17 protein-coding genes are annotated in these 19,120 nt (G+C 71.8%); 14 read left to right on the forward strand and 3 right to left on the reverse strand.

Annotated elements, in window-relative coordinates; all coding sequences use genetic code 11:
• Positions 1-6 precede the first annotated feature (6 nt).
• A complete protein-coding gene (locus tag ACIRG9_RS05600) occupies positions 7-1,242 on the forward strand; it encodes a ricin-type beta-trefoil lectin domain protein (protein WP_402850661.1) in 1,236 nt (411 codons plus the stop codon).
• 156 nt (positions 1,243-1,398) lie between these two features.
• Here the strand turns inward: ACIRG9_RS05600 and sigJ are convergent, their stop codons facing one another.
• Complete coding sequence (gene sigJ, locus ACIRG9_RS05605; RefSeq protein ID WP_402850664.1) at positions 1,399-2,280, reverse strand: RNA polymerase sigma factor SigJ; 882 nt, start codon at positions 2,278-2,280, stop codon at positions 1,399-1,401.
• 162 nt (positions 2,281-2,442) lie between these two features.
• Here sigJ and ACIRG9_RS05610 point away from each other — a divergent pair, with 162 nt between their 5' ends.
• The 12 genes from ACIRG9_RS05610 (at position 2,443) to ACIRG9_RS05665 (ending at position 16,384) form a co-directional block, all read left to right on the forward strand.
• Positions 2,443-3,210 (forward strand): SDR family oxidoreductase, encoded by a 768-nt coding sequence (locus ACIRG9_RS05610; RefSeq protein WP_402850667.1) that lies wholly within the window; start codon positions 2,443-2,445, stop codon positions 3,208-3,210.
• Positions 3,211-3,616: 406 nt separating this feature from the next.
• Positions 3,617-4,546: a glycosyltransferase family 2 protein gene (locus tag ACIRG9_RS05615; RefSeq protein WP_402850669.1), complete on the forward strand. Its 930-nt coding sequence runs from the start codon at positions 3,617-3,619 to the stop codon at positions 4,544-4,546.
• A 26-nt stretch (positions 4,547-4,572) separates the two neighbouring features.
• A complete protein-coding gene (locus tag ACIRG9_RS05620; RefSeq protein ID WP_402850671.1) occupies positions 4,573-5,886 on the forward strand; it encodes a hypothetical protein in 1,314 nt (437 codons plus the stop codon).
• Positions 5,883-6,998 carry a GNAT family N-acetyltransferase gene (locus ACIRG9_RS05625; RefSeq protein ID WP_402850674.1) on the forward strand — a complete coding sequence of 372 codons (1,116 nt, stop codon included), beginning with the start codon at positions 5,883-5,885 and terminating at the stop codon, positions 6,996-6,998. Before ACIRG9_RS05620 ends, ACIRG9_RS05625 begins: the two co-directional genes overlap by 4 nt.
• Entirely contained in the window at positions 6,995-8,311 is a 1,317-nt protein-coding gene (locus ACIRG9_RS05630; protein ID WP_402850676.1) for a hypothetical protein, read from the forward strand. Before ACIRG9_RS05625 ends, ACIRG9_RS05630 begins: the two co-directional genes overlap by 4 nt.
• On the forward strand, positions 8,308-9,351 hold the full coding sequence (locus ACIRG9_RS05635; RefSeq protein ID WP_402850678.1) for a phosphotransferase family protein: 1,044 nt from the start codon (positions 8,308-8,310) through the stop codon (positions 9,349-9,351). The genes ACIRG9_RS05630 and ACIRG9_RS05635 overlap by 4 nt, the downstream gene beginning before the upstream one ends.
• Complete coding sequence (locus tag ACIRG9_RS05640; protein ID WP_402850681.1) at positions 9,296-11,707, forward strand: glycosyltransferase; 2,412 nt, start codon at positions 9,296-9,298, stop codon at positions 11,705-11,707. Before ACIRG9_RS05635 ends, ACIRG9_RS05640 begins: the two co-directional genes overlap by 56 nt.
• A complete protein-coding gene (locus ACIRG9_RS05645; RefSeq protein WP_402850684.1) occupies positions 11,704-12,519 on the forward strand; it encodes a polysaccharide deacetylase family protein in 816 nt (271 codons plus the stop codon). Before ACIRG9_RS05640 ends, ACIRG9_RS05645 begins: the two co-directional genes overlap by 4 nt.
• A gap of 40 nt (positions 12,520-12,559) precedes the next feature.
• Positions 12,560-13,894 carry a lipopolysaccharide biosynthesis protein gene (locus ACIRG9_RS05650; RefSeq protein ID WP_402850686.1) on the forward strand — a complete coding sequence of 445 codons (1,335 nt, stop codon included), beginning with the start codon at positions 12,560-12,562 and terminating at the stop codon, positions 13,892-13,894.
• Positions 13,891-15,732, forward strand: a complete 1,842-nt coding sequence (locus ACIRG9_RS05655) for a hypothetical protein (RefSeq protein ID WP_402850688.1) — start codon at positions 13,891-13,893, stop codon at positions 15,730-15,732. Before ACIRG9_RS05650 ends, ACIRG9_RS05655 begins: the two co-directional genes overlap by 4 nt.
• Positions 15,729-16,175 (forward strand): hypothetical protein, encoded by a 447-nt coding sequence (locus ACIRG9_RS05660; protein ID WP_402850691.1) that lies wholly within the window; start codon positions 15,729-15,731, stop codon positions 16,173-16,175. The genes ACIRG9_RS05655 and ACIRG9_RS05660 overlap by 4 nt, the downstream gene beginning before the upstream one ends.
• Positions 16,172-16,384 (forward strand): hypothetical protein, encoded by a 213-nt coding sequence (locus ACIRG9_RS05665; protein WP_402850693.1) that lies wholly within the window; start codon positions 16,172-16,174, stop codon positions 16,382-16,384. Before ACIRG9_RS05660 ends, ACIRG9_RS05665 begins: the two co-directional genes overlap by 4 nt.
• Positions 16,385-16,405: 21 nt before the next feature.
• On the opposite strand, the gene ACIRG9_RS05670 is transcribed toward ACIRG9_RS05665, so the two are convergent.
• Positions 16,406-17,425 carry an NAD(P)/FAD-dependent oxidoreductase gene (locus ACIRG9_RS05670; RefSeq protein WP_402850696.1) on the reverse strand — a complete coding sequence of 340 codons (1,020 nt, stop codon included), beginning with the start codon at positions 17,423-17,425 and terminating at the stop codon, positions 16,406-16,408.
• Between the two features lie 80 nt (positions 17,426-17,505).
• Between ACIRG9_RS05670 and ACIRG9_RS05675 the strand changes: the two genes are divergently transcribed.
• A complete protein-coding gene (locus ACIRG9_RS05675) occupies positions 17,506-18,168 on the forward strand; it encodes a helix-turn-helix domain-containing protein (protein ID WP_402850699.1) in 663 nt (220 codons plus the stop codon).
• Positions 18,169-18,201: 33 nt separating this feature from the next.
• Here ACIRG9_RS05675 and ACIRG9_RS05680 read toward each other — a convergent pair whose 3' ends face one another.
• On the reverse strand, positions 18,202-19,002 hold the full coding sequence (locus ACIRG9_RS05680; RefSeq protein ID WP_402850702.1) for a polysaccharide deacetylase family protein: 801 nt from the start codon (positions 19,000-19,002) through the stop codon (positions 18,202-18,204).
• Positions 19,003-19,120: the final 118 nt, after the last annotated feature.

Below are 19,120 nucleotides of genomic sequence, written 5' to 3' on the forward strand. Positions count from 1 at the left end.
GCAACTGTGCGCAGCATCCGCACCATCGCCGCCGTGGCCCTCGCGAGCGTGGGTCTCACGGTGGCGCTCACGGCGACCACGAGCGCACCCGCGGCGGCAGCACCTGGCGCGGTCACCTGGTCCGACGATTTCAACGGGGCGGCCGGCGCGGCACCGGACGCCAGCAAGTGGCGCTACGACATCGGCGGCGGTGGCTGGGGCAACAACGAGCTGCAGTACTACACGTCGAGCACCCGCAACGCCGCCCTCGACGGCAACGGAAACCTGGTGATCACCACCCGCCGGGAGAACCCGTCCGGCTACTCCTGCTGGTACGGCACCTGCCAGTACACCTCCGCACGCCTGCTGACCGCCAACACGTTCACCCAGGCGTACGGCCGGTTCGAGGCGCGGATCAAGATCCCCCGGGGCCAGGGGATCTGGCCGGCATTCTGGATGCTGGGCAACGACATCGCCAGCAACCCGTGGCCCAACAGCGGCGAGATCGACATCATGGAGAACATCGGCCGCGAACCGTCCACCGTGCACGGCAGCCTGCACGGGCCGGGCTACTCCGGCGGCAACCCGCTGACCGGCCAGACCTCGCTGCCCGGCGGCCAGGCCCTCGCCGACGCCTTCCACACCTACGCGGTCGACTGGGCGCCCGACTCCATCACCTGGTACCTCGACGGCGTGGCGTACTCCCGCAAGACCCCGGCGGACGCGGGCGGCAACCGGTGGGTCTTCGACCACCCGTTCTTCATGATCATGAACGTGGCGGTCGGTGGCAACTGGCCCGGCTCGCCGGACGGCAGCACGGCCTTCCCACAGACGATGGTCGTCGACTACGTCCGGGTCCAGGCGTGGGACAACGGCGGTGGCGGCACGGACGGCCAGATCGTCGGGTACGGCAACAAGTGCGTGGACGTCGCCAGCGCCAACACCGCCAACGGGACCCCGATCCAGCTCTGGACCTGCAACGGCACCGCCGCCCAGCGGTGGAGCTGGAACGCCGACGGCTCGGTGCGCGCCCTGGGCAAGTGCATGGACGTCACCGGCGGGTCGACCGCCAACGGCGCGAAGGTGCAGCTCTACGACTGCAACGGCACCGGCGCGCAGCGCTGGGTGTTCAGCTCCGCCGGGGACATCGTCAACCCGCAGGCGAACAAGTGCCTGGACGCCACCGGGGTCAGCTCCGCCGACGGTACCCGCCTGCAGATCTGGGACTGCACGGGCGGGGCGAACCAGAAGTGGCGACGCTGAGCCACGCGGCGCCGGGCCGGTCCCGGTGACCTGAAGGGCCGGTCGGGGCAACCCGAGCGGTCCTTCACCCGGGGTCGGGCCCGCGCGATCGGGACAGGTCCGGAACCTGGTCGTGGCACCCCGCCGCCCCGGCCAGCCGACGCGGTTGGCGCCCGGTCAGGACAGGTCGTCGAGACCGAGCTGACGCAGCCGCTCGGGGTCGGCGACCACGTCGATGGTGGCGATCCTACGCTCGGTGACGGTAAAGGCCATCACGGACAGCGGGCGACCGGCGGCGATGACGAGAACCCCGGCGGCACCGTTGACCAGGGCGGGCCGCGCGAACGGGGTGAACCGGCCGAAGGTGGTCGCCTGCCCGGCGACCGCCGCCGCGCCGGTGATCACGGTGGTGTGGCGGACGCGGGCGGTGCCGCCGTCGGAACGGAGCACGACATCGGGGTGCAGCACGGCCACCAGGCGGTCGAAGTCGCCGTCGTGTGCGGCGGCGAGGAACGCGTCGACGACCTCGCGCTGGCGGGCCAGGTCCGGGTCGGGTGCCGGCGCGCGACCCTGCACGCGGCGGCGAGCGCGGCTGGCGAGCTGCCGGGCCGCGGCCGGCGAGCGGTCCACCATGGCGCCGATCTCGTCGAACGGCACGGCGAAGAGGTCGTGCAGCACGAACGCGAGCCGTTCGGTCGGGGTCAGGGTGTCCAGCACCACGAGCAGCGCCAGCCCGACGGAGTCGGCCAGCACGGCGGCGTGCGCCGGGTCGGCGTCGTCGACGACGCTGACCACCGGGTCCGGCATGCGTATGTCGAGGGGCTCCTCACGGCGCATCTGGCGGGCACGGAGGGTGTTCAGGCAGACCCGGGCGACCACCGTGGTCAGCCAGGCGGCGAGGTTGTCCACCTCGTCGGCGTCGGTCCGGGCGAGGCGCAGCCAGGTCTCCTGCACGGCGTCCTCGGCCTCGGTGAGCGAGCCGAGCATCCGGTAGGCCACCGCCCGCAGCTGCGGTCGATGCTGCTCGAACCGCTCGGCCAGCCAGACTTCCTCACCCATGTCGCCTCCTCGTCCGGGTCTCACCGCACTCGACCCCGGGAAGGCGGCCGATGTGACCGGGGCCGACCCGGTGTGGCTCCGATCACTGCTGTCACATCCACAGCCCGCCTCGGGTCGAGTCGGTGAAACCCGGAACGTAGCGGATCCCCGACGGAGGACGACATGAGCGCACCCATCCTGGTCACCGGCGGCACGGGCACCCTCGGCCGCCTGGTAACCCCACTGCTGCGCGAGGCCGGTCACCCGGTGCGGGTGCTCAGCCGCCGTGGCGGTCGGTCCGGTCCCGGCGTCGAGCACGTCACCGCCGACCTGCTCAGCGGCGAAGGCATCGAGGCGGCGGTGAGCGGGACCGAGGTCGTCCTGCACCTCGCCGGCGGGCCGAAGGGCGACGACCAGGCAACCCGCAACCTGGTCCGGGCGGCGCAGCGGGCCGGCGTACGACAACTGGTCCACATCTCGGTCATCGGCGCCGACCGCGTCCCGCTCGCCTGGCTCCGCGCCAAGCTCGACGCGGAGCGGGCGATCGCCGAGTCGGGTCTGCCATGGACGACGCTGCGCGCGGCCCAGTTCCACGACCTCGTGCTGACCGTGGCGGAGAAGATGACGAAGCTTCCGGTTGTGCCGGTGCCCGGTGGACTCCGGTTCCAGCCGGTCGACGCCCGCGACGTGGCGGCCCGGCTGGTCGACCTGGCGCTCGGCGAGCCGGCCGGCCTGGTACCCGACCTGGCCGGCCCGAGGGTGTACGGGATGGACGAGCTGATTCGCAGCTACCTGCGGGCGGCCGGCAAGCGCCGGTTGCTGGTGCCGGTCCGGCTGCCCGGGAGCGCCGGACGGGCGTACCGGAACGGGGACAACCTCACCCTCGACGGTGCCAGCACCGGCACCCGGACCTGGGAGGCGTTCCTGGCCGAAGGGCTGCCGCGGCGCTGACCCACTGGGCTTCTCTCGGCACTTCCCGGCAGCAGCTTCGCCGGTCCGGACTGCGCCTCGTGACCGAACCGGTGGGCCCCACCACAGAGGACATCAGCTGACCGACCAGCTGGGTCGGCTGGGCGGCCAAGCCCCCCTGGCGCGTCGCGCAGAATCGACCCACCTCTTCGCACAGTTACGTCATGTTCACTTTTGCGCGGTGTTACCTTTTCCTCCTGTTCATCCCGACAACCTTACCAGAATCGGGACAATCCAGACATTTCGTACTAAAAATCCGACTGCGCTCGGACAGTACGGGGGAAGAGGAGCTGATGACGAGCACATGGATTGCCACCACCGGCGGCACGAGGGAGACCGACTTCGCATCGCGAAACGGCCTCATGGCGTCTGCCGGGGAGGCGTTCTAGTGACCCTCAACCCGGACATCGACCCGCACGTCCCCAGCCTGCTGACCGATCCCCCGCTCAACGCACCATCCGGGCGGGGTGACCGGGCACTGAACATCCTGCGGATGCGGGAACGGCCCGAGGGCGACAGCGGAGTGGTCAGCGCCCGTCCCGTGCGACAGACCGTGAGCGTGGTCATCCCGACGCTCAACGAGGAAAAGAACATCGAGTGGGTGCTCAAGCGCATGCCACCCTTCGTTGACGAGGTGATCCTCGTCGACGGGCACTCAGCGGACCGGACGGTCGAGGTCGCCCGCGCCATCCGGCCCGACATCGTCGTGCTGACGCAGAACTGCCGGGGCAAGGGCGACGCGGCGCGGGTGGCATTCGCCGCCGCCGGTGGCGACCTGATCGTGATGATCGACGCCGACGGCAGCATGGATCCCGCCGAGATCCACCACTACGTCACCCCGCTCGTCAACGGCTACGACTTCGTCAAGGGTTCCCGCTTCCTTGCCGGCGGCGGATCCACCGACCTGACTCCGCTGCGCCGGAGCGGGAACCAGGTGCTGGTACGGCTGACGAACAGCTTCTTCCTCGTCCGCTTCACCGACCTGTGCTACGGCTTCTTGTCATTCCGCCGTGCCTGCCTGCCGGCGCTCGCCCTGACCGCGCACGGCTTCGAGATCGAGACCGAACTCGTGGTCCACGCCCTCAAGGCGAACCTGCGCATCGCCGAGGTACCGAGCAACGAACTCCCCCGCCGCTGCGGCACCTCCAACCTGCACACCTTCCGCGACGGTCAGCGGGTGCTCCGGACCCTGCTCCGGGAACGGTTCGTACGGCGCCCTCGACCGGTGGTGGACCCGATCGACCACCGCGTGCTGCACCGGTGGCAGCCCCAGGCCGCCGAGTCCACCACCCCGCCGCTGAGCGAGGTGTCCCAGTGAGGAACGCTCCCCGACGGCGTGCCCGGATGGCGCGCGGTTCCTATGCCCTCGCCCTGCTGCTGGGCATGTTGCTCGGTGCCGCACCTGCGCACGCCGGGCTCGCCAAACCCAAACCAAAGCCCGATCCCGCACCGGCCCCGGCGGCCGCCGGTGACATCGGCTACGTCGGTCCCTCCACAGCCGGCGACGGCTCGGCGGCGACGGGTGAGAAGCCGGAGAGCAAGCTGTGGTGGAACGACGGCGCCTGGTGGGCGGTGCTGTTCCACACCAGCAGCCAGACCCACCACATCTTCCGGCTCGACCGCTCCACCCAGCAGTGGATCGACACCGGGACCGCCGTCGACAACCGGCCGAAAACCCGCTCCGACGCGCTGTGGGACGGCACCAGGCTCTACGTCTCCTCGCACGTCCGGGCCAGTTCCTCCGCGGACGCGGCCTCCGGAAACCCGGCCCGGCTCTACCGCTACAGCTACGACGCCGCGACGAAGACCTACACCCGCGACACCGGCTTCCCGGCACAGATCAGCAACTACTCCAGCGAGACCCTCACCATCGACAAGGACTCGACGGGCACGCTGTGGGCGACCTGGACGCAGGGCTCGAAGGTCTACGTGAACAACACCACGGGCGGGGACGCGGTCTGGGGCACCCCGTTCGTGCTCCCGATCACCGCGGCCACCGCCCTGGACAGCGACGACATCTCGTCGGTGGTGACCTTCGGCGGCACCCGGACCGGCGTGATGTGGAGCCACCAGCCGAAGTCCGCGATCTACTTCGCCGAGCACATCGACGGCGCGTCGCGCACCACCTGGGCCGTCACCCGCACCGCGATCCAGGGTCCGAACAACGCCGACGACCACATCAACATCAGAACGCTCCAGGACGACGGCTCCGGACGGGTCTACGCGATCATCAAGACCAGCCTCGACGACGCCGGCGCCACGACCTCGGCACCTTTGATCATGCTGCTCGCCCGGGACCCGTCGACCGGCGAGTGGTCCAGCTACCCGGTCGCGCGGATCAAGGACTGCCACACCCGGCCGGTCCTGCTGCTCGACTCCCAACATCAGACGTTGTACGTCTTCATGACCGCGCCGGACAGCGGGTGCCCCTACACCGGCTACCCGGGAACGATCTTCATGAAGAGCTCCCCGATGGCCAGCATCGCCTTTCCCGACGGTCGCGGTACCCCGGTCATCAGGGACGCCCTCTCGCCCAACATGAACAACGCGACGACCACCAAACAGAGCGTCACCAGCGCCACCGGCATGGTGGTCCTGGCCAGCAACGACTCCACCCAGCGCTACTGGCACGCCGACCTCCCGCTGGGATCGTCGTGAGCGCCGGGACCAGCCTCGATCGCCGCGTCGAGCCGGCGCCCGACGAGCTGCGACCGCTGCGGGTGACGAGTCCGGCTCCGGTCGACGTGTGGGAGCAGGTGCTCGCCTCCGCGCCGAACGCGCTGCCCAGCCAGACGCCGACCTGGCTCCGCTGCGTGTGCACGGTCGAAGGCTATGCGGACGTCTCGCGGCTCTACGAGACCGCCGACGGCAGGCGCCTCATCCTTCCGCTGGTACGACGCCCGGGGCTCGGTCCGATCCTCGCGGCGGACTTCGGGCTCCCCGTCGGCTGGGGACCGGGCGGGCTGGTCTGCGAGGGCGGCGAGCTCCGACCGGAGGACGTCCGCATGGTGGTCACCGACCTGGCACGGCGGCACGTGCTGAGCACCCTGGTCCGCCCTGACCCGGCGGCGGCGGGGACGTGGGAGGCGGTGGTGCCGGCGAGCGTGCTGCGCGAGAAGCGGATGACGCAGACGGTCCACCTCGACGGCGGCTTCGACGAGGTCTGGCGCAAGCGGTTCCGCAGCGACACCCGCAACCGGATCCGCCGCGCGGAGCGGGCCGGCGTCCTCGTCGAGCGGGACGACACGGGCCGGCTGGTCCCGGTCTTCCATCAGCTCTACGGTGAATCCGTCGACCGTTGGGCGCGGCGGGACCGGCTCCCGCTCCCGCTCGCCCGGCGGCTGGCCGCCCGACGGGAGCCGCACCGGAAGCTGCGCACCGTCGCGGAGATGCTCGGCTCCCGGTGCCGGATATACGCCGCGTACCACGAGGGACGACCGGTCGCCGCGATCGTCGTGCTGTTCGGCGCGACGACGGCGATGTACTGGCGCGGCGCGATGCTGGAGAAGCTCGCCGGCCCCGTCTATGCCAACTACCTGTTGCACAAGACGGCGATCGCGGACGCGATCGAGGCCGGGTGCGTGGCCTACAACATGGGCGACTCGGCACGGGTGTCCTCGTTGGAGCTGTTCAAGAGCCGCTTCGGCGCCGTCAGCCAGGACTACGCCTGCTACCGGATCGAGCGGGTGCCGATCACCCCGTTGGTCCAGCGTGCTCGTGGCGGCGTACGGCGGATCCTGGCGCTCCGGCCGGTGCGGAGCGGTGCATGAGCCGTACACCGCCGGGCCCGCCGCCGACGACGGCGGTGGCGGGCCGTTCGGAACCGCCGTGGCCGGCGGCACCGGCCACGGCCGCGCACGGGCTCGCCCGGGGGCTGCTGGCCGGCCTCGACGAGGCCGGCGTCCGCTGGTGCCTGCTACGCGGCGGCCCGGAGGCGCTCATCGCCCCCGGGGACCTTGATCTCCTGGTCGCGCCGGCCGATCTCGCGCGGGCCGAGGCCGTCATGACGGCCCACGGCCTGATCCGCCTGGCCAGTCACGGCCGGGGCAGTCACCGGTTCTTCCTCGGCCTCGACGGGGCCACGAACTCGTGGGTCGAACTCGACCTGGTGACGGAGCTCGCCTACGGCCGTCATTTCGAGGTGCGCGCCCTGGCCGCCGACCAGTGCCTCGGCCGCCGGACACGCCAGGACGGCGTGTGGGTACCCGCGCCTGGGGACGAGTTCTGGGCACTGCTGCTGCACTGTGTGCTCGACAAGGGCACCGTCGCCGGCCACCACCTACGTCGGCTGCGACAACTGGATGGGCACGCCACACTCGACGGTCCGCTCGCCCGCGCGCTACCGGACCGGGCGGCCCGGATGCTGCTGGCATACTGGCGGGCCGGTCGCCCGGCCGCGCTGCCGGCCGTACGTCGGCGACTGCTCGCCGCCTGGTGGTGGACCCGTCCGGCCAGCGCGGCCCGCCGTCTCGTCGGCTCGGCCGCCCTGCGTTCGATCGAACGACCGTTGCAGGCGTGGAGCCGTCGCGGTGCCGGCGTCGCCCTGATCGGCCCCGACGGATCTGGCAAGTCCACCCTGGCCAAGGGCATCGAGTCGGCGTTCTACTTTCCGGTACGCCGCGTCTACATGGGGCTCTGGCCGTCGAACGAGGCGCCGCGCAGCACCGCAGAGCAGGGCGTACGTATTCTCCTGCGCCCGTTCACCGTATGGCGGCGCTACCTGACGGCGGTGCGCCACCGGGCGCTGGGCCGGATGGTGGTCTTCGACCGTTACGTCTACGACGCCCTACTGCCGCCGCGCGGGCCGTTGGTCTGGCTCAAGCGGCCGTACTTCCACCTGCTGAGCCGACTCTGCCCGGCACCCGACGTGGTGCTGCTGCTGGACGTTCCAGGTCCGGTCATGCACCGCCGCTCCGGCGAGTACGACGCCGAGCACCTCGAGCGGGAACGCGAGCAGTACCGGCGGCTGCGCCGGCGTATCCCGCACCTGGAGCGGGTGGACGCCGACCGGACGCCGGATCTGGTGCTCGCCGACGCGCTCGGCCGGATCTGGCGGCACTACGTCGAGCGGACGGCCCGGTGAGGGGCGCCGTACATTGGGCGCAGCCGGTCCTGCGGGACCGGCTCGCCTGCTGGTTGCACCGGCCGGAGCGGAGCTGGACCGCCACCGTCGCCCCCCGCCTCGTCGCCTGGGCGACCGCCACCGACGACGCGCTGTGGCGGACCGAGACGGTCACCTTCACCAGCACGTCGGTCGCCGTCGCCACGGTGCAGGGCCGCGAGTCCGGCGGACGCTACATGGTCAAGGTGCCCTGGACCGACCGGGCTGTCGAGGGCCTCCGACGCCAGGCCGAGGTACTCGACCTGCTGTGGACGAACCCGCGCCTACCCGGCATGCGCTCGCTCCTGCCGCACTGCGCGGCGCAGGGCGAAATCGACGGACGCTACTACTGCGTGGAGGGGGCACTGCGGGGCACCCCGGCCAACCGGATGATGCTGCGGCGCACCCAGCGGGCCGCGTTGCTCGCATCCGCCGGCTGGATCATCCGCGACCTGCACCAGCTCACCCGGGAACGGATCGTGCTCGACTGGGCCACCGTGGCGGAGTGGGTGGACCGTCCACTCCGCCGGCTGAACGGATTCGTCGCCACCCACCCGCGACGGGACCGGCTGCTCGACACGATCTGGCGCCTGCGGGAGGAACTCGCCGACGCCCTCGTCGGCCGCACCGTGCACACCTCGTGGATCCACGGCGACTTCTGGCCCGGCAACGTGCTGGCCACCTCGCCGGACGGCCAGGTGACCGGGATCGTCGACTGGGACCGGGCCTCGGCCCGCCAACTTCCCCTGCACGACCTGCTGCACCTGCACGTCCTCGCCCGTCGGCTGGCCCGCGGCGACGAACTCGGCGAGATCGTCGTCGAGGCGCTTCGGCACGGTATCGACCGGACGCTCGACGTCCCCGTGGACGAGGCGGCCGACTGGCTGGACGGCATCCCGCCCCGACCGGCCCTGCTCCTCTACTGGCTACGCCACATCCTGCTGTTCATCGATTCGGAAGGTGACCATGACGATCCACGCTGGATCCGCGGCAACGTCGAACGCGTCCTCGCCAACGTCTGAGCCGGTCGCCGTCCTCGACCCGGCGGCACCGGCCGAGCCCGGCTCGGCCCCGACGGTGACCGTGGTCGTCTGTGTCTACACCGAGCGGCGGTGGCCACAGATCGTCCGGGCGGTCGGCTCCGTGCTGGCGCAGGACAGACCGGCGGCGCAGGTCGTCGTGGTCGTCGACCACAACCCGGCGCTGCTGAAGCGGGTGCGCGCAACCTTCCCCGAGCTGACCGTCGTCGCGAACACCGGTCGGCGCGGCCTCTCGGCGGCCCGCAACACCGGCCTGGCCCGGGCGATCGGCGAGATCGTCGCCTTCCTCGACGACGACGCCGAGGCCGAGCCCGACTGGCTGGCCCGGCTGCTGCCGCACTACCAGAACGAGCGGGTGCTCGCGGTCGGCGGCCACGCCGTACCGGCCTGGGAGGAGGAACGGCCACGCTGGCTCCCTCCCGAGTTCGACTGGGTGGTCGGGTGCAGCTTCACCGGCCAGCCCACGGAGGTCGCACCCGTCCGAAACGTCATCGGCTGCAACATGTCCTTCCGCCGGTCGGTCCTGGAGCGCACCGCCGGCTTCGACCCGGCGCTCGGCCGAGTCGGCCGGACGCCGGTCGGCTGTGAAGAGACGGAGCTCTGCATCCGGGTCCGACAGCTCGAACCGGACGGCATGGTCCTCTACGAGCCCGCCGCCCGGGTCCAGCACCGGGTGACGGTGGACCGGGCAACGTGGCGCTACTTCCGGCAGCGCTGCTTCTCGGAGGGACGATCAAAAGCGGTCGTCGCCCGGCTGGTCGGCAGCGACGTCGGCCTCGCCACCGAGCGCACGTACACCCGCCGTACCCTCCCCGCCGGGGTGCGCCGCGGCCTGCGCCAGGTCCGTGCCGGCGACCGCGCCGGGCTGCTGCGCTCCGGCGCGATCGTCGCCGGGCTGCTGGTGACCGCCGCCGGCTACCTCTCGGCCCGGGCCCGGAGCACCTCGCAGGCGGTCAGCGAGCCGGCTCCCCGGCGCCGGGCCGGTCCGGCACCGATACGGGTGCTCGCCGTGGAACTCTCCGAGGGGGTGCCCGACGTGCCCGACACGGGCGGGCCGGACGGCAGCCGGTACGGCGCGGCGCACGTCCTGGTCCGGCTGCACGGGCAGCCGCTCGGGCTGGTCGACGTCACGCTGCCGGCCGGCGGGCTGCCCGCGCCGGCGCTCACCGCCGCGATCCGGGCCCGCCTCGCCGCGGTGATCGACGAGCACCTGCGGCGTGACGGCCTGCCCCCGCTCGACCGGCGCGACCCCGGCCCGGTCGAGGAGACCGACGGCACCGGAAACGCGCTCTGTGCCGAAGCGTCCGCGCCTCCCGCCGGGGCCGGGTCGTGTCCGTCCCGCCCGCCGGCGGTGGAGCACACCCCGTTCGTCAGCGTGGTCGTGCCCACGTGTGGGCGCACGCCGCTCTTCGAATCCGCCCTCGACTCGATCGCCGCCCTCGACTACCCCCACTTCGAGATCGTCGTCGTGGACAACGCGCCACAGGTCACCGACACGGCGCGGATCGTCGCCGGACGCACCGCCGACGATCCGCGGTTCCGCTACGCCGGCGAACCGCGACCCGGTGTGGCGCACGCCCGCAACCGGGGACTGGCCGAGGCTCGGGGCGGAATCGTGGCGTTCGCCGACGATGACGTCATCCTGGACCGGGGGTGGCTGCGCAGCCTGGTCGACGGCTTCACCGACGACGAGGTGGCCGGGGTGACCGGCCAGGTCCTCGCCCGGGAACTCGACACGCCGTCGCAGATCTGGCTGGAGCAGTACGGCGGTTACGGCAAGGGCTGCCAGCGGCGGCGGTTCGACCGGGCCGGGTCCGCCACGTTCGAGGTGGGGGACGGGCGTCGCGTTGACGTGCCAGCGCCGTCCCTCCACCCGTACCTGCCCGGTTCGTACGGCTCCGGCGCCAACATGGCGTTCCGCACCGACGCGCTGCGCCGGCTGGGCGGTTTCGATCCGCGGCTGCGCAGCGGGGAGGACATCGATGTGCTGCTGCGTACGGTGCTCGCCGGGCACGCGCTGGCCTACGAACCCGGGGCCATCGTCTGGCACACGCACCGCCGTGAGCTGCGGGCCCTGCGACGGACCATGTACCTGTACGGGGTCGGCCTCGGCGCCGTACTGACGAAATGCCTGGCGAGTGATCCGACCGCCCGACGCGAGCTGTTGGGGCGGCTGCCCCGCGGCATCGCCTACGCCCTGCGGCCCGGGTCGGCGAAGAACAGCCGGAAGCAGGAGGACTATCCCGCCTCGCTGACCGTCCTCGAACTCTGCGGGCTGGCACTCGGGCCGGCCCACTACGCCGCCGCCGCGGCCCGAGCCGGAAGGAGCCGCACGTGAACGGTTCACCGAGGGCCGCGGTCCCCGTCCTGTGTTACCACAGCATTGGCGACGTACGCCGAGACGGCACGCTGCGCTGGTCGGTGTCGCCGGGCGACTTCGACGAGCAGATGGCGCTGATCCGGGAACGCGGGCGTACGCCGATGACGGTGGGCGGCTACGCGGCCGTGCTGCACGGGCTGGCCTCGCTGCCGCCGCGACCTGTGCTGATCACCTTTGACGACGGCTTCCCCGACCTCGCCGAGACCGCGCTGCCGGTGCTGCTGCGGCACCGTCTCACGGCGACCGCGTACGTCATCGCCGCCCGGGTGGGCGCGGCGCCGCTGCCGGACGCGGATCCGTCACTGGACTGGGACCAGCTCCGTGAGCTGCAGGCGCACGGGCTGGAGATCGGGTCGCACAGCCGGAGCCACCGTGCGCTCGACTGCCTACGCCCCGCCGAGCTGCACCAGGAGATCGTGGAGAGCCGACAGATGCTGGAGGCCGTGACGGGCACCGCGGTCCACTCGTTCGCCTATCCGTACGGATACCACAGCCCCGCCGTGCGGACCACGGTGCGCGCCGCCGGCTACACCTCCGCCTGCGCGGTCAAGAACGCGCTGAGCCACTCGGGCGACGACGTCTTCGCCATCGCCCGGGTGCTGATCGAGCGGGACACCGGCGTCGCCGGAATCGAGGCCCTGCTTCAGGGCACCGGCCGGCCGCTGGCCTGGCGCGGCGAGCGGTTGCGCACCCGGGGTTGGCGCGCGTACCGGCGGGCCCGGCAGCTGGTGCACACCGCGCGCCCGCGGCTGAGCCACCCGACCTCGTGACTTCAGGGAGAGCACCGGAAACGAGAGGAGGGATGACCTCGTGAGCGCCCAACCCACCGGGACCGCGGACCCGGCGATCGGCCGCACGGCCCCCACCGTCGCCGAGCCGATCGGGGTTCGGCTGCGCCAGCACCTGCGCGACCCGCTGAACGGCAACGTCTACGCGCTGATGCTCAACACGGCCCTGAGCTCGGTGCTCGGCATCGCGTACTGGGCTCTCGCCGCTCGCCTCTACTCGCCGGCCGAGCTCGGTGTCGGGGCGGCGATGGTGTCCACGATGACGTTTCTGAGCAACCTCTCCCAACTCAATCTGAACGGCGCCCTGGCCCGCTTCCTGCCTGCCGCGGCGGAGCAGGGCAGCCGGCTGGTCGGGTACGCCTACGCGGTCACCTGTCTCGCGTCACTCGCCCTGAGCTGCGGTTTCCTGCTGCTCGCCCCCCTGGTCAGCGACCGGCTCGATTTCCTGCACCACTCTCCCCTGCTCGCCGTGGCGTTCGTCCTCTCCGTCGCCGCCTGGTGCGTCTTCACCCTGCAGGACAGCGTGCTGACCGCCCTGCGCGGGGTCGTCTGGGTACCGGTTGAGAACACCGCCTTCGGGCTCGCCAAGATCGCGTTGCTGGTGTTGTTCGCCGGCGGCGTACCGACCCTGGGCATCTTCATCTCCTGGAACCTGGCGGTCGTCGCGGCGCTTGTCCCCGTCAACGCGCTGGTCTTCCGCCGGCTGCTGCCCCGGCAGCGGGCACGCCGCACCGGTGCGGTGTTGCCGGGCCGTCGGGTACTCGCCCGGTTCGTGGCGCTGGACTACGTCGGATATCTGTTCATGCAGGCCGGCACGAACGCTCTGCCGCTGATCGTGACCGCCCGACTGGGCGCGGAGGCCAACGGCGTCTTCTACGTGGCCTGGCTCCTCGGCGGCTCCCTGGAACTGGTGGCGTATCACTTCGGCACCTCGCTGACCGTGGAGGCCGCCGCCGACGAGTCGCGGCTCGCGGCGTACGCGCGGCAGGTGCTGCGGCGAGGCCTGCTCCTCTTCGTACCGGCGGTCGTCCTGCTCTGGGTGTCGGCACCGGTGCTGCTGGCCCTCTTCGGCAGTGACTACGCCTCGACCGGCTCGGACACCCTGCGGCTCTTCGCCGTCGCGGTGCTGCCCAAGCTGGTGCTGACCGTCTTCGTCGCGGCGTCCCGGGTGCAACGCCGGGTGGGGCGCATCATCGCCGTGCAGGCGTCCACGAGCGCCCTGGTCGTGTCGCTGGCGCTGGTGGCGATGGCCGAGATCGGGGTCGTCGGGGTCGGCTACGCGTACCTCGCCGGACAGGTCGTGGTGATGGCTGCCGTCCTCCCGTCGATGCTGCGGCTGTTGAGGGGCGCGTCGTGAGCGGCGACCCGGCGCTGCTGGCCGTTCCGGTCACCGCCGGTCAACGGATACGAACCGGTCTGCTCACCGGCAGCGAGTGGGCGGCGCCCGTCGCGGCGCTCGCGCTGGGGGTCTGGGCCCTGAAGCGGGGGGATGCCGCCGACATCGGGTCGCTCGGCCTGGTCACCGCGCTCCGTCCCGAACTGTACGGCGCGCTGGCCCTGCTGACCGTGAGCTTCCTCCACGGGGTGTTCCGCACCCGCCCGGCGTCCGACACCCTGCTCGCCGCGCACGTGGTGGTGCTCGTCATCCTGATCTTCGGCGCGGCGCCGATCATCGAGCCACTGCCGCGGGTGATCTCGGGCTGGCTGCACGTTGGCTTCGCCGACTACATCGCCCGCACCGGGGAGACGCTGCCGGAGTTGGACGCCCGGTTCAGCTGGCCCGGGTTCTTCGCGCTGACGGCCATGGCGACGCGGGCGGCTGGGATGCCGGACGCCATGCCGCTGCTCGCCTGGGCACCCGTGGGGTTCAACCTGCTCTACGGTGCCGCGGTCTTCCGACTGGCCCGGATCTCGTCGACTGACGCGCGGGCGGCGTGGCTCGCCCTGTGGCTGTTCTTCCCCGCCAACTGGGTGGGGCAGGACTACTTCGGCCCGCAGGCGCTGAACTACCTCTTCTACCTGGTCGTGTTGTTGGTGCTGGTCCGCTGGTTCCACCCGGTCCGGTCCGGGGGCCGGTACCGCCAACGGTTCCTGGACAGCCTGGTCGGTCTGCTGCTGCGCCTGCTCCGGCTCCCGCCGAGACCGATGCTGCTCGACCCGGTGGCCGAGCAGGCCAGCCGGGCGTCGCTGGTCGGTCTGGTGGCGGTGGTCCTCACCGTCTTCGCGGCCGGTACCGTGAGCCACCAGCTCACCCCGATAGCGATCGTGGTCAGCGTCGGTGCGCTGGTGCTGGTCCGCCGCTGCACGCTCCGTACCCTGCCGGTCCTGCTCGCCGTCGCGCTGATGGCCTACATCAGCTACGGTGCCGTCGCCTACTGGCAGGGGCACCTGAACGACATGTTCGGCTCCTTCGGCAATGTCGGCGGCACCGTCAAGGACGGGGCGGTCGAACGGGTACACGGCGACGCGGGGCACCAGATGGTGGTGTGGCTGCGGGTCGTCCTCGCGATGGCGGTCTGGGGGCTGGCGGCCGTCGGCGCGTGGCGACGAATGCGTCGGGGGCAGCCCGTCCTGGTGCTCCTGGCGCTCGCCGGGGCGCCGTTCCTCCTCCTGGCGATGCAGAGCTACGGCGGCGAGATCTTCCTCCGGGTGTACGCGTTCGCCCTGCCGTTCATGGCGATCCTGCTGGCCGCGCTGCTGGTCCCGGTGTGGCCGGCGCGGCGTCGTGTCCCCGCGGTCCTCATGGCGGGCGCGTTGAGCACGCTCCTCACCGGCGCGTTCTTCGTCGCCCGATACGGCAACGACGCCTTCGAGCAGGTGCGCCCGGCCGACCATCGGGCCGTGGAGTGGCTCTACGCCAACGCCCCGACGGGCACCTCGTTCGTCTCGGTGACCTCCAACGTCCCCTGGCGGGCGCAGGGCGTCGAACGGTACGAGTACCTGCCCCTCGGCCAGGATCTCGGGCCGACGACGGCCATCGCGATCGAGGCGGAGATGCGGGGCAACCCGAAGGGCGCATATCTGATCATGACGAAGGGGCAGTTCGTCTTCGCGGAGACGTTCCTGGGCAAGCCACGGGGCTGGGGCGAGAGCGTGGAACGGGAGGTCGTCGACTCAGGGGACTTCAAGCTCGTCTACTCCAATCCCGAGGCGAGGATCTACGTCCTCGCCAGCGGCGAGAGTGGCGGCCGATGACCCAGATCGCCGAGCCCGACAGCCATGCCCGCCCGGTTTCTGCTGACCCTCGACTCCCCTCCCCACGGGCCAGCCTCCCGTCGGGTACGCCATGGCCGGCGTTGGTGACGCTCGTCGCCGGCGACGCCGTCATCGCCCTCGTCCTCTGGGACGTGCCTGGGATCCTGCGGATGGTCAGCGTCCTCGGCTACCTCGCCGTGGCGCCGGGGCTGGCCTGCGCGAGGCTGATCCGGATACCGGACGGGCTCACCCGGTTCGTCGTCGGCGTCGCGCTCAGCCTCGCCCTCGGCATCCTGGTCGCGCAGGGGATGATCCACCTGCACCTGTGGTCGCCGCTGCTCGGGATCCTCACCCTCACCGTGATCGCGTCGCTGGTCGCCCTGATCGAGTTGGTCCGAAGCGTCCGGCAGCACCGCCGGAAGCGATGGATGGAGGCCGGTTGACTGACACCCTGCTCAGCATGGCGCGGTCCGGGCCGGTCCAGGCGACCGTGCTCGCCCTGCTGCTGGTCGCGCTCATCGCCCGGATCACGGTGCAGCTCACCGCGCGACGGGCGCGGCCGGAGGCCCTCCGGTTGCTCGACCTGGCCGCCGTACCGCTGCTCGTCGCGTTCGCCGTCATCATCCTGGACCGGTTCCGTGACCTGAGCTGACCGTGGTCCACCTCCCCCTCTTCAGAGACCGTGGCGACGGTCACCGGTCACCAGCTCGCTGATTCGCGCCTCGGACCGGGCCGAGAACGGGTCCCGACAGGCGGCCACCGCCCGCCGGGTGTCCTCGGCGACCAGGTCGGCGTTGATCTGGGCGGCCGCGGCGGCACCCGCAGCGGCGGCGCCGCCCACCTGGGCGACCAGATCGGTGACGTTGCCCGCGACCCACACCCCGGGCACCTCGGTACGGCCGGTCGGGTCGGCGGGAAGGTACTCGCCGACGCCCGCCGGGTGTGCCGCCGGCCGCAGCCCGAGCGCCGCCAGGAACCCGGCGCGCGCCACCATCCGCGACGACACCGCCAGGGCGTCGCGGCGGACCAGCCGGCCGTCGCTGAGCCGTACGCCCACGAGGCGGTCCTCGACGATCTCCAGGGACGCCACCTCGCCGTCCACCACCCGGATGCCGCGGGCGGCCAACTGCTCCGCTTCCTCGTCGCCGGGCGGTGGCATGGTGTGGGTGAAGAACGTGACATCGGCGCTCCACTGGCGGAACAGCAACGCCTGATGCACCGACAACGGCCCGGTGGCCAACACCCCGATCGCCTGCTCCCGGACCTCCCAACCGTGACAATACGGGCAGTGCAGCACGTCCCGGCCCCACCTGGCCCGCAGTCCCGGCAGGTCCGGCAGCTCGTCCACCAGCCCGGTGGCCACCAGCAACCGGCGTGCCCGCACCGTCCGGCCGTCGACCAGCGCCACCGCGAACCCGTCGCCCTCGCACGTTGCCGCGCCCACCTCACCGGCCACCACGTGGCCGCCATAGCCACGGACCTCAGCCCGGCCGCGCGCCAGCAGCTCGGCCGGCGGCACGCCCTCGCGGGCCAGCAACCCGTGCACCCCCTCGGCCGGGGCGTTGCGCGGGGCACCCCCGTCGATCACCACCACCGACCGGCGCGCCCGGGCCAGCATCAGCGCCCCGCTCAACCCCGCGGCGCCCCCGCCGATCACCGCCACGTCGTAGCCGTCCTCCAGCTGATCGGTCACCCTGACCACCTCCTGCGGAAACCATCCGACCAACACGGCTACAGTGGCAAGCTCTGTTGCCGTTCTGGCAAACTGGCCGAATGGAAGACGACCTCGACAAGGCGCTCGACGCGGTCGGCCCCCGGCTCCGCGCACTTCGCCAACAGCGCAACACCACGCTGGCCGAACTGTCGACAACGACCGGCATCTCGGTGAGCACCCTGTCCCGGCTGGAGTCCGGCACCCGCCGGCCGACCCTCGAACTCCTGCTCCCCCTGGCCAGAGCCCACGACGTCACGCTCGACGAACTCGTCGGCGCCCCACCCACCGGCGACCCGCGCATCCACCTGCGCCCGGTCACCCGCCACGGCATGACCATGCTGCCGCTGACCCGCCGGGCCGGCGGCATCCAGGCGTACAAGCTGGTGATCCCGGCCGACGGACGGCGGAGCGAACCCGACCCGCAGACCCACGAGGGCTACGAATGGCTCTACGTCCTCAACGGGCGGCTGCGGCTCGTCCTCGGCGATCACGACCTGGTGCTCTCCCCCGGCGAGGCGGCCGAGTTCGACACCCGCGTACCGCACTGGTTCGGGGCCGCCGACGCCGAACCGGTCGAGTTCCTCAGCCTGTTCGGCCGGCAGGGCGAACGCCTGCACCTGCGCGCCCGCCCCGCATCGTCGACATCGCGACCCGGCGCGGAACGGGCCAACCGTCCGGCACCGGGCAGTGGGAGGCCATCTGGCGACGCCGGGCGGAGCTGATCGGAGACCAGCCCCGGACTGATCGACGGCCTCCTACGGTTGCCCGCCTTGCTGTACGGGTGGTGATGGCGCTCGGGTCTGGCCGGTCAGCGGCACGTCGACGGGCAACGCCTCGAACTGGAAGCGGCTCACCAGGTCGGGCAGCAGGGTGGCGAGGGCGCTGACGGTGTTCCGCCGGTCGCCGCCGCCGTCGTGGAAGAGCACGATGGAGCCAGCCCTGGTGCCCTTCGAGACGGTGGAGATGATGTCGGCTGCCGACGGTTCCTCCCAGTCCTGGGGGTCTACTGCCCAGTGCAGGCTGGTCATGCCCAGGTCCTGAGCGATGGCGACAAGCTGCGGCGTCCAGTTCCCGCCCGGCTGCCGGAAGTACTTGATCGGGGCGTGCGGTGCGGCGGCGTGGATGGCCTGGCTGGTACGGAGCAGATCGCCCTCGATGTCCATGCGTGGCCGACCGCCGAGCTCGAAGTCTTCGTTCCAGGTGTGGTTGCACACGGTGTGACCGTCGGCCACGATGGCCCGCACGAGCTCCGGATGCGCCTGGACGTTCTCGCCGCGCAGGCAGAACGTCGCCTTGACGTGGAACTGGCGCAGCGCTTTCAGGACGAGCGGGGTCCACGTGGGATCGGGCCCGTCGTTGAAGGTCAGCGCGACCTGGGCCGAGCCGGTGGTCGTCTGGACCCCGGCGGGGATGGGGGATGCGGTGGCGGACGGCGTGACGCCGGGCGACGCCGCTCGCGGCACCGGGGACCGGCCGATCAGATAGACGCCGCCGAGCAGCACCGCCAGGACCACGGTCAGGATGGCAGCGGTACGCAGCGCCAGCGACCGGCGCATCAGGCTGTCCCTCGGCTGCCTGCCGCCGCCGGCATGGAATGACTGGTCACGGTCGCCCTCTCTCCCGATCCAACAGCGGCCACGTTAGCGGCCAAACGACGCAAGACTGGCACAAATG

The sequence above is a fragment of the Micromonospora sp. NPDC093277 genome, assembly GCF_044765245.1.
Classification (GTDB): domain Bacteria; phylum Actinomycetota; class Actinomycetes; order Mycobacteriales; family Micromonosporaceae; genus Micromonospora.

Excerpts from the sequence above, each read along its gene's own strand:
- ACIRG9_RS05675 (WP_402850699.1), top strand. The coding sequence starts at position 17,506 with ATGGAAGACGACCTCGACAAGGCGCTCGACGCGGTCGGCCCCCGGCTC.
- ACIRG9_RS05640 (WP_402850681.1), top strand. The coding sequence starts at position 9,296 with ATGACGATCCACGCTGGATCCGCGGCAACGTCGAACGCGTCCTCGCCA.
- ACIRG9_RS05610 (WP_402850667.1), top strand. The coding sequence starts at position 2,443 with ATGAGCGCACCCATCCTGGTCACCGGCGGCACGGGCACCCTCGGCCGC.
- ACIRG9_RS05660 (WP_402850691.1), top strand. The coding sequence starts at position 15,729 with ATGACCCAGATCGCCGAGCCCGACAGCCATGCCCGCCCGGTTTCTGCT.
- sigJ (WP_402850664.1), bottom strand. The coding sequence starts at position 2,280 with ATGGGTGAGGAAGTCTGGCTGGCCGAGCGGTTCGAGCAGCATCGACCG.
- ACIRG9_RS05630 (WP_402850676.1), top strand. The coding sequence starts at position 6,995 with ATGAGCCGTACACCGCCGGGCCCGCCGCCGACGACGGCGGTGGCGGGC.
- ACIRG9_RS05620 (WP_402850671.1), top strand. The coding sequence starts at position 4,573 with ATGGCGCGCGGTTCCTATGCCCTCGCCCTGCTGCTGGGCATGTTGCTC.
- ACIRG9_RS05680 (WP_402850702.1), bottom strand. The coding sequence starts at position 19,002 with ATGCGCCGGTCGCTGGCGCTGCGTACCGCTGCCATCCTGACCGTGGTC.